This window comes from Streptomyces griseoluteus, from assembly GCF_004784465.1.
GTDB classification, from domain to species: domain Bacteria; phylum Actinomycetota; class Actinomycetes; order Streptomycetales; family Streptomycetaceae; genus Streptomyces; species Streptomyces griseoluteus.
The window spans coordinates 370729-385385 of the sequence record NZ_SRRU01000006.1 but is presented as its reverse complement, the minus strand read 5'-3'; the positions used below and the strand labels follow the sequence as shown (position 1 = coordinate 385385).

General features: G+C 73.7%; 13 protein-coding genes. 5 read left to right on the top strand and 8 right to left on the bottom strand.

Annotated features, from left to right (window positions below; translation table 11 throughout):
* The first annotated feature begins 236 nt into the window (after window positions 1-236).
* Window positions 237-719, top strand: a complete 483-nt coding sequence (locus E5082_RS18895) for a DUF456 domain-containing protein (protein ID WP_135792407.1) — start codon at window positions 237-239, stop codon at window positions 717-719.
* Between the two features lie 12 nt (window positions 720-731).
* Here the strand turns inward: E5082_RS18895 and E5082_RS18890 are convergent, their stop codons facing one another.
* The 8 genes from E5082_RS18890 to E5082_RS18855 form a co-directional block, all read right to left on the bottom strand.
* Window positions 732-1892, bottom strand: coding sequence for an SGNH/GDSL hydrolase family protein (locus E5082_RS18890; RefSeq protein ID WP_135792406.1), 1161 nt, complete (start codon window positions 1890-1892; stop codon window positions 732-734).
* Between the two features lie 134 nt (window positions 1893-2026).
* The gene (locus E5082_RS18885; protein WP_135792526.1) at window positions 2027-2521 is read right to left on the bottom strand and encodes a methylated-DNA--[protein]-cysteine S-methyltransferase; all 495 of its coding nucleotides are present in this window, start codon (window positions 2519-2521) and stop codon (window positions 2027-2029) included.
* Window positions 2522-2529: 8 nt separating this feature from the next.
* Window positions 2530-3921, bottom strand: coding sequence for a DNA-3-methyladenine glycosylase 2 family protein (locus tag E5082_RS18880; RefSeq protein ID WP_135792405.1), 1392 nt, complete (start codon window positions 3919-3921; stop codon window positions 2530-2532).
* A gap of 72 nt (window positions 3922-3993) precedes the next feature.
* A complete protein-coding gene (gene rsgA, locus E5082_RS18875; protein WP_135792404.1) occupies window positions 3994-5085 on the bottom strand; it encodes a ribosome small subunit-dependent GTPase A in 1092 nt (363 codons plus the stop codon).
* A 270-nt stretch (window positions 5086-5355) separates the two neighbouring features.
* Window positions 5356-5814 (bottom strand): hypothetical protein, encoded by a 459-nt coding sequence (locus tag E5082_RS18870; protein ID WP_135792403.1) that lies wholly within the window; start codon window positions 5812-5814, stop codon window positions 5356-5358.
* Between the two features lie 180 nt (window positions 5815-5994).
* Window positions 5995-7968: a PE-PGRS family protein gene (locus E5082_RS18865; protein WP_135792402.1), complete on the bottom strand. Its 1974-nt coding sequence runs from the start codon at window positions 7966-7968 to the stop codon at window positions 5995-5997.
* Between the two features lie 38 nt (window positions 7969-8006).
* Window positions 8007-9473 (bottom strand): cellulose-binding domain-containing protein, encoded by a 1467-nt coding sequence (locus E5082_RS18860; RefSeq protein WP_135792401.1) that lies wholly within the window; start codon window positions 9471-9473, stop codon window positions 8007-8009.
* A gap of 231 nt (window positions 9474-9704) precedes the next feature.
* A complete protein-coding gene (locus E5082_RS18855) occupies window positions 9705-11024 on the bottom strand; it encodes a radical SAM protein (RefSeq protein WP_086696122.1) in 1320 nt (439 codons plus the stop codon).
* Window positions 11025-11198: 174 nt separating this feature from the next.
* Here E5082_RS18855 and E5082_RS18850 point away from each other — a divergent pair, with 174 nt between their 5' ends.
* From E5082_RS18850 to mmuM, 4 genes are read left to right on the top strand one after another with little or no spacing between them, the layout of a single operon-like run.
* Window positions 11199-12449 (top strand): FAD-binding protein, encoded by a 1251-nt coding sequence (locus E5082_RS18850; protein ID WP_135792400.1) that lies wholly within the window; start codon window positions 11199-11201, stop codon window positions 12447-12449.
* A gap of 41 nt (window positions 12450-12490) precedes the next feature.
* Window positions 12491-13069 carry a TetR/AcrR family transcriptional regulator gene (locus E5082_RS18845; RefSeq protein WP_135792399.1) on the top strand — a complete coding sequence of 193 codons (579 nt, stop codon included), beginning with the start codon at window positions 12491-12493 and terminating at the stop codon, window positions 13067-13069.
* Complete coding sequence (locus tag E5082_RS18840; protein WP_135792398.1) at window positions 13066-13758, top strand: alpha/beta fold hydrolase; 693 nt, start codon at window positions 13066-13068, stop codon at window positions 13756-13758. Before E5082_RS18845 ends, E5082_RS18840 begins: the two co-directional genes overlap by 4 nt.
* Window positions 13755-14651 (top strand): homocysteine S-methyltransferase, encoded by an 897-nt coding sequence (mmuM, locus tag E5082_RS18835; RefSeq protein ID WP_135792397.1) that lies wholly within the window; start codon window positions 13755-13757, stop codon window positions 14649-14651. Before E5082_RS18840 ends, mmuM begins: the two co-directional genes overlap by 4 nt.
* The last annotated feature ends 6 nt before the right edge of the window (window positions 14652-14657 follow it).

The window sequence follows — 14657 nt, the reverse complement described above, 5'->3', positions numbered from 1 at the left end:
GGGCCGGTGCCGGTCCGGTGTCGTCGGCCGTTTCGTCGTAGAGCTGACCCCACCAGTCGTCGTCCTGGCGAGTGGGCCCGTCCCCCTGCTGACTCATGCCGGTAATTGTCACCACGCGGGCCGCGCGGAAACGGGGCATCGGCGAAATCGGGCCCTCCTCGCCCAGCGCATCGGGGGACTGGGCGAACGGCCGTACGAGATCTGCGGTTCCGTACGGGCTCGGGCACGCTGGGCAGATGGGAGCGTGGGAACTCCTGCTGGTCGGCCTGGTGATCGCGCTCGGCCTGTGCGGGGTGCTGGTGCCCGGCGTGCCGGGTTCGTGGCTGGTGTGGGCCGGGGTCCTGTGGTGGGCGCTGACGAACCCGTCCGGCCTGGCCTGGGCGCTCCTGCTCGGCGCGACCGTCGTCCTGCTGCTGGCGCAGATCGTCCGCTGGACGCTGCCCCCACGCCGGCTGCGGGCGAGCGGCGCGACGCCCCGGATGGCGGTGTACGCGGGCGTCGGCGCGCTCGTCGGCTTCGTGCTGCTGCCCGTGGTGGGCGCGCTGCCCGGCTTCATGGGCGGCATCTACCTGGGCGAACGACTCCGGCTCGGCCGCCACGGCGAGGCGATGGCCGCGCTGCGTACGGCGATGCGCTCGGGTGGCTCCAGCGTGTTCACGGAACTCTTCGCCTGCCTGCTGATCGCGGCCGGGTGGCTGGGCGCGGTGCTGTGGGGCTGACCCCGCACGGGGTCACAGCAGGACGCGGCTCACACAGTCGGCGACCGCGCGCATCCCGTCGTCGTCGAAGTGCAGATGGTCGCCGGGGTCGTAGCGCGGCAGCAGCCGCACCGGGTCGGCCGGATCGCGCAGCGCCGCGTCCGCGTCGCAGACGGCGTCGAAGGCCCCGCCGGTGCGGATGAAGTCGTTGACCCCCTGCCGTACCTTCTCGCGGGCCGGCGTGTGTGCCGGGTAGCCGGCGTACGGGGTGAGGGTGAGGCCCACCACGCGCAGGTGCCGGGCGTGGGCGCGGGCGACGAGGGTGCGGTAGGCGTCGGCGTAGGCGCTGACGTCGTCGGCGGTGGGCTTGCCGTTGATGTCGTTGACGCCCTCGAAGACGACGAGGAAGCGGACTCCGGCGCGGTCCAGCGCGTCCGCGTCGAGCCGGGCGAGGGCACCGGGGCCGGTGCCGTCGCGCAGCAGGCGGTTGCCGCCGATGCCCGCGTTGAGGACACCGAGCCGGCGGTGGCGGGCGGCGAGCAGGTCGGGCCAGCGGTGGTTGGCGCCGTGGGTGGAGCCGTGGCCGTCGGTGAGGGAGTCGCCGAAGGCGACGACGCTGCCGGTGGCGGTGCCGCGTACGTCGACACCGGCGAGGTAGTACCAGTTGCTGATGGGGGTGCGGTAGGCGGACCCGTCCTCGTCGGCCGCGTGCCCGGCGCCGACCAGCGCGACCCAGCTGGTCTGGAGGGCGGTGCCGTGCTGGGTGGCGGGGCCGGAGTCGTCCGGGGTGAGGACGGTGACCAGGAGGTCGGCGGCGGCCGGGACGGTGAGCCGGACCGGGTCGGTGAGGAGGTCCCGGCCGGGCGGGACCGTGGCGGTGGTCGCGCGTTGGAAGGTGGCGGTGCGCAGGGTGCCGGGTACGGCGTCCGGGCCCTGGCCCTGCCGGAGGGCGACGGTGACCGCGCCGAGGTGCAGCGGGGTGGTGCCGAGCCGGTTGGTGACGCGTACTCGCAGCTCGGGGCCGCCGACGCTGAGGTGGACGATGTTGCGGATCGCGGCGCCGGGCAGGGCGGGGGCGGTGCCGGAGGGGGCGGCCTCCCAGGTGCCGGTCCAGGACTGCGCCTCGGCGGCCCGTGCCGGGGCCGGGGTGAGGACGAGCAGCAGGGCCGCGAGGAACCGTACGACGTAGCCCACTGTCCGCCCTTTCGCGCCGGGCCCGTCCGCGTGTCCGGGCCGCCGGAGGCGACGGTGTCACACGCGGCGGGCCCCCAGGGGGCGCCAGCGCCGGGGGCCACTCGCACGGCCCAGCGCGGGCGTCCCCTACGGGCTTACGCGTCGCCCAGCACCCCCTCCAGACGCAGCAGCCACATCTTCCGCTCGAGCCCGCCCGCATACCCGGTCATCGTGCCGTCGGCCCCGATGACCCGGTGGCAGGCGCGGACGATCAGCAGAGGGTTGGCGCCCAGCGCGCCGCCCACCGCGCGGATCGCCGCGCGCGGGGCACCGACCCGGGCCGCGATCGCGCCGTACGTGGTGGTGGCCCCGTAGGGGACGGCGTCCAGGGCGGCCCACACCCGCTCGCGGAACTCGGTGCCCCGCACACGGACCGGCAGGTCGAACTCCTTGAGGTCACCGGCGAAGTAGGCGGTGAGCTGCTCGGTGGCTTCCCGGAAGGGTCCGGGGTCGTGCCGCCAGCCCTCCTGGACGGTCCGGCCGCCCTTCTGGCCCGGCACGGAGACCGAGGTCAGCGCGCCGTCGGCGTCGGCGGTGAGCAGCAGGGGGCCGACCGGGGAGGCCAGTTCGGTCCAGTAGGGGTTGTCCATGATCGCCATCAGTCGGTCAGCTCCTCGGCGACCCGTAGGTGTTGAACGGCGTAGGACCGCCAGGGCCGCCAGGCTTCGGGCAGGTCCGTACCGGGTGGGGTGACGTCCGGGTCGCCGAGGACGCGCGCCCGGAGGGCGGCGACGGCGGCCGGGGTGATGCCGGGCAGGGCGTCAAGGGTGCGCCGGGCCTCGTCCCGGTCGGCGCCGGGGTCGAGACGCAGTCGGCCGTCGGCGAGGGCGGCGGCGAGCGTGCCCAGCGGCGTGCCGGCCTCCGCCTCGGCGAGGACGGCGGGCTCGGGGAAGAGGTGGGTGAGGGTGCCGCTGGGCGCGTCGAGCGCCTTGCCGTACCGGAGAACGAGCCGTGCGACCTCATCGGGCGACCCGGTCAGGACGCGGGCGGCGATCTCCAGCGGGTCGACGGCACCGGGTGAGCGCAGGCCGGGCCGGGCGGCGACCAGCCGGGCGAGCCGGGGGTCGGCGCCGAGGCGGACGTCGACGGCGTAGGGGTCGGCGTCCAGGTCGTACAACCGGCGCAGCCGGTGCACGGCGGTGGTGAGGTCGCGGGGGTCGGTGAGCAGCAGCCGGGCGTCGAGCCAGCCGCCGGGCCGGGTGCCGCCGCGCGGTGCGGGGGTGTGGGCGCGCTCGTGGACGACGGCGATGCCGGTGCCGTACGGCAGCCGCAGGGTGCGTCGGTGGACGCGGCCGCCAGGGGTGCCGGTCACCTCCTCGACGCCGGGTACGGCCTCGCGGGCGAGCAGGTCGAAGACGGCGCCGGCCTGGTAGGGGCCCCGGTGGGCGAGGCGCAGCGGGATGCCGGTGCCCGGGGCACTCCGGCGGGAGCGCGGGGCGGCGTCGCGTACCTCGGTGGGGGTGTGGGCGTAGACCTCGCGGATGGTGTCGTTGAACTGGCGGATGCTGCGGAAGCCGGACGCGAACGCGATCTCGGTGACCGGGAGTTCGGTGGTGCGCAGCAGGGTGCGCGCGGTGTGGGCGCGCTGGGCGCGGGCGAGGGCGACGGGCCCCGCGCCGACCTCGCCGGTGAGCTGACGCTGCACCTGCCGGGCGCTGTAGCCGAGACGGGCGGCGAGGCCGGTGACGCCCTCACGGTCGACGACGCCGTCCGCGATCAGCCGCATGGCCCGGCCGACGACGTCCGCGCGGACGTTCCACTCGGCCGACCCCGGTACGGCGTCCGGGCGGCAGCGGCGGCAGGCCCGGAAGCCCGCCCCCTGGGCGGCGGCGGCCGTGCGGAAGAACCGCACGTTGCACCGCTTGGGGGTCACCGCCGGGCAGCTCGGGCGGCAGTAGATGCCGGTGGTCCGGACGGCGAAGAAGAAGACGCCGTCGAACCGCCCGTCGCGGCTGCGCACCGCCTCGTACCTGCTGTCATCGTCCGTCATGCGTCCAGTGTGGGACGTGGGAGGGGGGCCGGGCCAGCGGAAAACGGACATGCAGCCCGGCCCCCGTACGGGTCAGGTCCAGGGCCCCCGCTTGGCCCGCATCGCCGCGCGGCCCTCGGCTCCCTTGCGCTTCCAGTCCCTGCGGATCTCGGCGCGCAGGCGGGCGTCGGTCTTGGCGACGATCCACTGGTTCTCGCGGACCAGCTTGCGGTAGCTCTCCAGCCGCCGGACGGGCAGCTCGCCGGAGTCCACGGCGGCGGCGACCGCGCAGCCGGGCTCAGTGGCGTGGGAGCAGTCGTGGAACCGGCAGCGCGCCGCCAGCTCCTCGATCTCGGAGAACACCTGGCCGACCCCGCTCTCCGCGTCGTACAGGCCGACACCCCGCAGTCCGGGTGTGTCGATGAGCACGCCCCCGCCGGGCAGCGGGAGCAGGTTGCGGGTGGTCGTGGTGTGCCGGCCCTTGCCGTCCACGTCCCGCGCGGCCTGGACGTCCATCACGTCCGCGCCGACGAGCGCGTTGGCCAGCGTGGACTTGCCCGCGCCGGACTGCCCGAGCAGCACGGCGGTACCGGTGCCGATCAGCGCCCGGAGCACGTCCAGCCCGTCGCCGTGCAGCGCGCTGACGGTGAGTACGGGGACGCCGGGCGCGGTGGTCTCGACGTCCTGTACGAGATGCGCGAGCGTCGCGGGGTCCGGCACCAGGTCGGCCTTGGCCAGCACGACCACCGGCTGCGCCCCGGACTCCCACGCCAGCGCGAGGAACCGCTCGACCCGCCCGAGGTCCAGCTCGACGGCGAGCGACACGGCGACCACGGCGTGATCCACATTGGCCGCCAGAATCTGCCCGTCCGACCGCTTGGACGAGGTGGACCGCACGAAGGCCGTCCGGCGGGGGAGGTAGGCCCGGACGTACCGGGGACTGCCGCCGTCGGGGTCGACCGCGGCCCAGTCCCCCGTGCACAGCACCCGCATCGGGTCGTTGGGCGTCACGAACGCGGTGTCGGCGCGGACGACCCCGTCCGCGGTGAGGACATCACACTGCCCCCGGTCTACCCGGACGACCCGCCCGGGAAGCAGACCCTGACGGGCGTAGGGGGTGAACTCGGCTTCCCAGTGGGAGTCCCAGCCGAGGGGGAGAAGAGCGTGCGAGGAGGAGAGTTGCAAGGGAAGACCCTTCACAAGGGTGACCCCGGCGAGCGCCTACGGCGCGATCGGATCAGCCGGTGGCCACGGAGGTGGAGTGGATGAACTTCTGGTCGCGGGCAAGGCCCATCGCAGAGACAGCCATCGGTCACACCTCCCATTCCTCACTCGGCCTGAAGCGCAGGCGAACTACCGCCGCGCGAAGCGGTTCTCACTCTAGAGGCACCTCCGCTGAGCCGCTATCGAATTTCGCCGCGGAGGGTGGCAGTCGTCGAGGCGCTGCCCCAGCGGTCAGTCCCCGGTTGACCACCGCTTGAGCACGGCGGGGGCGCTGTAGGGGGCCGGCCAGATCTGGAGGTGTACCCGCTCGATCGCCTGGGGCATGTCTTCCGGGTTCGCCCTGGAGGCGCGGACCCGGACGAAGCCCGCGGGGACGTCGAAGCGGGCGGCGTCCGGTAGGTAGTCGGTGCAGCCCAGTACCGCGATGCGGCCGGAGGGCACCCGGAGGCTCGCTTCCACCACGTGGTCGAAGGCGTCGGTGTCGTCACCCGGCGGATGGCCGAGCAGTGCGACCAGGACCTCGACGTCCCCGTTGGTCCCGGTACCGATGCCGAGTGTCCGCCCGGAGACGGCGATGCCGTCCGACACCGCCTCATTCGTCCACGCCTCGCCGAGGTCGTCCTCCGCGTCCTCGTCCATCACGTGCACCTGGAAGTAGTCGGCGAAGAGACGTAGTGGGGTGGTCGTCATCGGTCGTGGTCCCCTGAGGTGTTCGAGCGAGGCGGTGGACGGCGTCGGGCCACGTCGTGGGTTGCGGAGCGTCTTCGGCCATCATGACCTCCGCCTACGGCGCAGGTCATCGGTGCACGGCACGGCGCAGGAGTTGGCCACGTCCCGAACCTGGTGGCGGGCACTGACAGTGCGCTCCGGTTACCGGTCCAGCAGGTGGTGCATGACGGTTTCCGGGATGGTGGGGTTGGCCGCGGCGGACTTCGCGGTGGTGGAGTCGTTCAGCAGGGTGGCCACGACGCGGGTGGGGAGGCGGGGGTCGGCGGCCGCGGTCTCGCGTACGAACCAGTGCGGGTCGTCGAGCAGGCGGATCACGGAGGCGACGGACAGCCGCTCGTCTCCCAGCGCGGAGTGGCGGATGCCCCACTCCGCGTCCCGGCTGAAGCGTTCCACCAGTTCGGTGGGCGCCTCCGGATCGAGAAGGGCGAGCCGGCGGGTGCGGGGGTCGGGGTCGTCCGCGAAGCGGAGGGTGCCCTGCCGGGGGAAGTTCGGGTGGTCGGCCATCCGGGCGGACGAGTAGCCGTTCCAGCTCCGCACCATCTCCAGCAGAAGGCCGGCCGGGGCCTGGGCGCAGTGCTCGGCGAGGAAGAGCCGGACGACCCAGTCCTCGTCGTGGGCCAGCAGCTCGACCACGTCGGGCGGCAGGTTCGTCGCGCACGCGGCACTGCGGCGGAGCATGACGTGCGCGGAGGTGGCGCAGCGGCGCATGGCCTCCTCGTCGTGCTCCAGGTCCCGGACCCAGGGAAGTGGGTGACAGCGGGCGCTGGGATCGAACTCGATGGCCACGCGGGCGCGTTCCACCTCGGTGAGTTCCGGGCGGACGGACACCAGCCAGCGGACGCCGGGGTCCTGGTCCTGGCCGAGCACGGTCACCAAGTCGGCGTCCAGGTGCGGGTTCTGAGCGGCGGCGCTGCGCAGGGCGGTCTCGGCGCCGTTCACCAGTTCCTCCGCCAGCTCACGGGTGAGAACGCAGGTGCGCGCAGCGCGTTCCCGCACGGCGGCACCGGGAAGCGCGGCGAAGCCGGCCGCCGGAAGCGGGGTGGAGCCGTGATGCAGCAGCACGGCTTCGGCGCGCACACCGGCGTCCGGGTCCGCGAGCAGGGCCGTCCGCGCCTGAGGAGTCAGATGCGTCCAGGCGCGCGGAACGGCCTCCTTGCGTACGTCGGGGTCCGGGTCGGCGGCGAGCGCGACGAGATGGCGCGCCGGCAGGTCGCGGTGACGCACCAGTTCGGCGCGCACGCGCGGGTCGGGGTCGGTGGCGAGCTGGGCGAAGGTCGCGGCGGTGAGCGGCGAGCGGCCGTCCACCGCGCAGGTGAGCAATCCCCACCGGTGTCGGGGGTCGGGATCGTGGAAGAGTCCGGCGCGCCGTTCGGCGTCGAGCTGCCATCGCTCCGCCAAGTTCCTGCGTACCCGCCACTCGGGATGCGCGACCCAGGCATCGAGCATGTCATCGGGGAGGTCGCGGTAGTTGAGCCAGGACGAGAGCCGCTCCTCGGGACCGACATCGAGGAGGCGGCGCAGTACGGCGGGAGAGGCGGCGGGGTTTCTGGCCAGCCCCTCGCGCCACGCGCCGCGCAGCCGGGCCGAGGCGGTCTTCCACCGCAGGACGATGTCCCACCCGGCCTCCCGCTCCCCCTGCCTCTCCACCGCCCGCTCCCGTGCCGACGACTCCAGCCAGTCGGTGAACGGGGCTACGGCCACGAACCAGACCTCGTACTCCTCGCAGGTGACGCCCAGGACACTCTTCCCGTCCGGGGACATCGTCACGAACTCCGGCTGACCCGCCCTGGGGCCGAGGAGACCGGCCAGATCCCACTGCTCCGCCAGCCGCACTCTGGTCCAGCACGTGCAGCCCTGATCGGCGACGCTGATCAGAAACTCACCGTCCCCGTCGATCACACCGTGCTCGACGGCGAGCCGGTGCCACTGCCGGTTCAGCTCGGCGACCAGATCGGGACGGTCGTCCGGCACCGCGAGCGTGGGCTCCGTGCTCGCCGCGATCACGGGACGCCAGGCAGCCCGCGCGGGCCACGCGTCGGAGACCTGGCCGTGTCCGGCCTTCTCCAGGCCGGCGCGATGGAGCAGTTCGTGCAGTTCACCATGGCGGTCCGTCATGACGGCCATCCTCCCCCACGGCCCACGAACGGCAGCGGTCAACCGTTCGCACACGGCTCCCCGTTGAGCCGGAACGCCCGTGGCGCCCCGTTCCCCCCGTCATGTGTCCCCACGAAGCCGAACGCGATCGTCCCGTGGGCGGCTACCTCGCGGTTGTAACTCTTGGCCTCGGCCGTGACCTGGGCGCCGGTCTGGTGCGAGGTCGCGTCCCAGGTCTGGCCGATGTGCTGGCCGTCGGGGAAGGTCCAGGTGAGCTGCCAGTCGGAGAGGGGAGTGTCGGTGGTGATGCGGAGGCTGGCCTGGAAGCCGTCGCTCCATTCGTCGTCGAGGTGGTAGGCGACGCGGCAGGTCGCGGGGGTGCTCGGGGCGGACGTGGGGGCAGGGGTCGCGGAGGGCTTCGGTGCCGGGGGCGCCGGTTTGCGAGACCGGGTCGGAGTCGGAATCGGGGACGCCGGGACCGGGACGGTGCGCGTGGTGGCCGGCGCGGCCGAGCGGGAGGGGGCCGGGGTGGGGTCGGGGTGCGGGGTGTCGGGTGCGGCGACCGGCTTCTGGTCGTAGCGGGCCGACACGTCGGCGTCGTCCGGGGTGGTGCCGAACGGCATCAGGGAGACCCCCAGGGCCACCGCCGACAGCAGGCCCGCCGCCGCGAGGAGGCTGCCGCGCAGTACGCGGCCACGTGCCGCCTCGTCGTCCGTCCGCGCCCCCGCCGCCGAGGGCGCGCCCACGCCGAGGCGGACCTCGGCGGCGCGGCGGCGGCGTTCCAGGTAGGCGAGGGCGCCCCAGCCGATGACGCCCCCGGCCAGCGCGGCCGGGACGCCGCCGCCGTGCAGGCGCAGGCAGGCGGCGGCCTCGGCGCAGGGGACGCAGGTGGCGAGGTGGCGGGAGAGGTCCTCGGGGGTCTCGGCGCCGGACGAGCGGGTGACGGCGTCCAGCAGGCGGGCGTAGCTGCGGCACTCGGCGTCCAGCGGGGTGTCGCGGTGGGCGCGGTGGCAGCGGTCGTGGAACAGCACGCGGACCTGGTCGAGTTCGGCGCCCGTGGTCAGCGGGTCCAGGCCCAGCCGGCGGGCAACCGTGGGCAGCGGGAGCGACTCCACCTCGGCGAGCCAGAGCAGCGTGGCGTCGGCCTCGGGCATGTCCCGCAGGCCCCGCAGCGCGATGGGCCGGCCCAGCGGAGGACCCGTGTAACGGGCGGCCGCCTCGGAGTTGAGCCAGAGGCGGAGGTCGGGGTCGAGCTGGTGTCCCTTGCCCGCGCTCTCCCACCCGGCCGCCGTCTCCCTCACAGCGGTGAGGAGTTGGGGGATGACCGGCAGCCGGGCGGTGCGGCCGCGCACGGCGCCCTGCGCGGCCCGCAGCTCACGCATCCCCAACGTGAAGGCCTCGTCGGCCAGTTGGTGTGCCGTTCCCGCCCCGGCCGTGCACAGGTCGGCGTAGGAGAGAACCGCGTCCCAGCACTCGGCGAACAGCGCTGCCTCGGGGGCATCCTGAGGGGGCGGCAGATCGGGCATCGGTCTCCAGCGTCCACGAGCGAGGGGCAACTCACCACAGTAATGGTGGAGTTGGGGCCTCGCGGAGGCAGGAGCCTTTCACGCCGCCGCCGGGCTGACAAGCGGACCCGGCGGATCGGGTGAGCGGCTCGTCGCCCGGCGTGACCGTGACCGCCCGCCGCGCGCCCGCCACTCCGTCAGGGGATACGGAAGCGGGCGCTCAGCGGTTCAGAACCGCGGCCCGAAGCCGCTTCAGACCTCCACCCGCTCCTCCGCGGACAGGCTGTCCATGAAGGAGCTGACGGAGAACACCGCGTTGCCGGGGCCGGGCGGGCCGTAGCCGGGCGGGTAGGAGAGGCCGAAGTCGTCCATGGTGTTGCGGTACGCCTCCAGCAGCCGGATGTGGTACTCGAGCGGCGCGCCCTGCGGGTTGGCCTTGCCGAGCGGGGTGGTCGGCTCGGGGCACCAGGTGGTGAAGCGGGGCGTGATGCCGTGCGACATGAAGAAGCGCAGCCCCTCGGTGGTGGAGGCGATGGCCTCGTCGACGCTGGTGAAGCCGAAGGGCTCGGCCATCTCCACGCCCGCCACGAAGTTGGGGATCACGTTGCTCGCGCCGAACACGTCGGCGGAGTCCAGGATGCGCTTGTGCCACTCGTCCCGGCCGACGTACCGCTCCTTGCCGGGGCAGTACATCTTGAACAGGTACTCGTCCCACACCTCGAAGTTGGGGTGGTAGATCTGCACGCCGTAGTCCTTGAAGCGCTGCACGTCCGGCTTGGGCAGCGCCTGGGCGACGACCTTGCCGATCCAGCGGCCCGGGAAGTGCTCCTCGATGGCCTTGGCGTACCGCCCGTAGAAATCGGCCTCGTCCAGCCCCTGGACCTTCGTCGTGATCGCCCCGCCCGTGAGGGTGTACGCGGTGGAGATCTTGGCGGTGTCGTACTTGTCGATGATCTCCAGCGCCTCGAGGACCTCGTCGACGTCCTTCACGCCTGTGTACGGCCGGCCCGCCGCCTTGTGCTGGCGCCAGTTGTGGTTGATGTCGCAGTACTGGCACTCCTCCTTGGCGCCGAAGTACTGGCAGACACGGAACGCGGTCAGGTAGATCAGGTAGCCCCACTGGATGGTCGGGGCCACCTCCATGACCGACTTTCCGTTGGAGAGCTTGTGCCGGTAGTACTCCGGCATCGGCGGCACTCCGACGTCGGAGATGCGCTTGCCGTCGAGGTAGAGGCCGAGCCGGCCGTGCTCGTCGGCGGCGACCCGGTAGGGGGAGGCGGGGTTCACCCGCACGGAGACGACCGTACGGCGCAGGTCGTAGGGGCCGCCGGTGAGGATGATCTCCTCCGGCGGCCTGCGGAGGGCGGCCTCACCCAGCTCCGGGAGGGTGCCGTGGTCGAAGGAGAAGATGAAGTACGACTTCGGCTTGACCTCGCCGCCCTCGTTGTCGCTGAGGGCCGAGGCGTCGAAGGCGACTCCGCCCCGGAGCAGGTCCTCCTTGAAGACGGCCTCCCTCGGCACATGCGGGAACCGCTCCATCAGATCCTCGACCAGCGCGGTGCGGCTGCCCATCCCTGTCTCCTCCCGGCTCACACGTACATCTCACACCGTATGCCCCCACTTCGCGGCAAGCCCTCGCGGGGGGCTGTGAGGCATGCGACGTGTTGTCCCGCGGTCCGGGTCTTCGCAGGTCGTGGCAGTGATGAGAGGGTCTGGGCACAGGCACTCTCGGGAGGGACGGCAGGGATGACCAAGTCGGCGCGGGCGGTCACCAACTGGGCGCGGAACATCACGTACACGGCCGACGAGTTCCACCGGCCCACCTCGCCGGACGCGCTGCGGGCGCTGGTGGCGGACAGCGGGCGGGTGCGGGTGCTGGGCAGCGGGCACTCCTTCAACCGGATCGCGGACCCAGGCGCCGGGGGCGTGCTGCTGTCGGTGGCCGGACTGCCCCCCGTGATCGACGTGGACACGACGGCCCGGACGGTACGTGTCGGCGGCGGGGTCCGGTACGCGGAGCTGGCCCGCACGGTGCACGCGCACGGGCTGGCGCTCGCCAACATGGCGTCCCTGCCGCACATTTCGGTCGCCGGGTCGGTCGCCACGGGCACCCACGGCTCCGGCGTGGGCAACGGCCCGCTCGCTTCGGCGGTACGCGAGGTCGAGTTGATCACGGCGGACGGCGGCACGCTGCGGATCGCCCGCGGCGACGCCCGTTTCGACGGCGCCGTGACCTCGCTCGGCGCGCTCGGCGTGGTCACCGCGCTCACCCTCGACCTGGAACCGGCGTACGAGGTCGAGCAGCATGTCTTCGCCGAACTCCCCCTGGAGGGACTGGACTACGAGACGGTCGCGGCCTCGGCGTACAGCGTGAGCCTGTTCACCGACTGGCGGGCGCCGGGGTTCCGGCAGGTGTGGCTGAAGCGGCGCACCGATCAGGCGCCGGTGGACTTCCCGTGGGCGGAGCCGGCGGCCGGGGCGATGCATCCGGTGCCGGGGATGCCTGCGGTCAACTGCACCGAGCAGGGCGGCGTGCCCGGCCCCTGGCACGAGCGACTGCCGCACTTCCGGGCCGAGTTCACGCCCAGCAGCGGCTCGGAACTCCAGTCGGAGTACCTGTTGCCGAGGGCGGACGCCCCGGCCGCGCTGCACGCCCTGGAGGCGATCCGGACGACGCTCGCCGGGGTGGTGCTGACCTGCGAGGTACGGACGGTCGCGGCCGACGCGCAGTGGCTCAGCCCGGCGTACGGGCGGGACTCGGTGGCCCTGCACTTCACCTGGATCGAGGACGCGGCGGCCGTGCTTCCCGTGGTGCGCGCGGTGGAGGCCGCGCTCGGCGCGCTGGACGCCCGGCCGCACTGGGGGAAGGTGTTCGAAATGCCGGCGGCGGTGGTGCGGGAGCGGTTCCCGAGGCTGGCCGACTTCCGGGCACTGGTGGCCGGGCTGGACCCGGCGGGCAAGTTCGCCAATGCATTCGTGCGGGAGATTCTTTCCTAGAGCCTCTAGGATGTGGGCTAGGCATCCAAGGAGGTGGGTCCATGGCGCGTGCGGGGATCACGGCCGACCGGCTGGTCGCGGCCGCCGCCGAACTCGCGGACGAGGCCGGTTTCGAGCACGTCACCCTCTCCGCCCTGGCCCGGCGCTTCGGGGTGAAGGACGCGAGCCTGTACTCGCACGTCCGGAACCTGAACGACCTGCGCACCCGGCTGGCGCTGTACGCGGGCGGCGAGCTGATCGACCGCATCGCGGCGGCGGTCGCCGGACGCGCGGGCCGGGACGCGCTGACCGCCTTCGCGGACGCCTATCGCGCCTACGCCCTGGAGCACCCCGGCCGGTACGCGGCCACCCAGATCCGCATCGACCAGTCCCTGATCGCGGACTCCCCCGCCCTGCGCCGCACCGCCGAGATCACCTACGGGATGCTGCGCGCCTACGGCCTCTCCGAACCCGACCTCACGGACGCGGTACGCCTGCTGCGCAGCACCTTCCACGGCTACTGCGTACTCGAATCGGCGGGCGGCTTCGGCGCCGACCGCGCGGTGGACGCCTCCTGGGAGAAGGGGGTCGAGGCGTTGCACCGGGCGCTCGAACACTGGCCCAGCGAGGCTCAGGCATGACACCCGACTTCGACCTCACCGGCACCGGCCCCGTGCTGCTGCTCCTGCCGGGCGGCGCCGGGCATCCGATGGGACTGGGTCCGCTGACCGCACGGCTGGCGCGCCGGTTCACCGTGGTGACGTACGACCCGCTGGGCCTGGCGCACGGGCGCCTCGGGGAGCCGGTGCCGGACCAGCGGCCGCAGGACTGGGCCGACGGCGCGGACCGGGTGCTGGCCGCCGTGCTGCCGCCCGGTGAGCGCGGGTACGTCTTCGGGACCAGCTCGGGCGGGATCGCGGCGCTCGCGCTGGCCGCGCGGCACCCGGCCCGGCTGGCGCACGTTCTCGCGCACGAGCCGCCGTGCGCGCTGGTGCTGCCGGACGGGGCGGAGCGGCGCCGGGAGCTGATCGCGGCGCTGGACGGGCCCGGCCGGCCGCCCGCCGAGGGGCCGGACGCGACTCCGATGGGCGTCTTCCTCGCACACGTCCTGCACCCGTTCACCGCGTACGTCCCCGCGCCCGCGCTCGCCCGGCTGACGCTCGCCGCGGGAACGGACTCGCACGGTCAACTCCCCTACCGTGCGGCCCAGTTCCTGGCCGACGGCTCCCTCCTGGAACTCCCCGGCGGTCACCTCGGCGCCCTGGAACACCCTGAGGAGTTCGCGGACCGGCTCGCCGAGGCCCTCACCTCGACTAGCGTCGGAGGATGAGCACCGACCTCGCCACCGCCCTCACCGAGGGGCCACCGCTCGTCCTGGACGGCGGGCTCTCCAACCAGTTGGCGTCGGCCGGGTACGACCTCGGCGACGAGCTGTGGTCCGCCCGTCTGCTCGCGGAGGCTCCGGAGGCGATCACCGAGGCCCACCTCGCCTACTACACGGCCGGGGCGGACGTGGCGATCACCGCCAGCTACCAGGCCACCTTCGAGGGCTTCGCCGGGCGCGGCATCGACCGCGCGGAAGCCGCGCGCCTGCTGGCCTCCAGCGTGGAACTGGCCCGCGAGGCCGCCCGCCGCGCCGAGGCCACCCGCCCCCTCTGGGTGGCCGCCTCCGCGGGCCCGTACGGCGCGATGCTCGCGGACGGCTCCGAGTACCGGGGCCGCTACGGCCTGACCCGAGCCGAACTGGAACGCTTCCACCGCCCCCGCCTGGAGGTCCTGGCGGAGGCCGCTCCCGACATCCTGGCCCTGGAGACCATCCCCGACACCGACGAGGCGGAAGCCCTCCTGCGCGCGGTCCGCGGCCTGGGCGTCCCGGCCTGGCTCTCCTACAGCGTCGACGGCGACCGCACCCGCGCCGGCCAGCCCCTGGAAGAGGCGTTCGCCCTGGCCGCCGACGCCGAGGAGATCATCGCGGTGGGCGTGAACTGCTGCGCCCCCGAGGACGTCCCGCACGCGGTGGAGACAGCGGCCCGGACAACCGGAAAGCCAGTGGTCGCCTACCCCAACAGTGGCGAGACCTGGAACGCCCGGACCCGCGCCTGGGACGACTCCCCCACCCTCACCCCCGCCTTCTCGGCCACGGGCGCCCGCCTCGTGGGCGGCTGCTGCCGCGTGGGTCCGGAGACGATCACCGCGATCGCCCGGGCGCTGGGCCGCCTCTGACCCTCC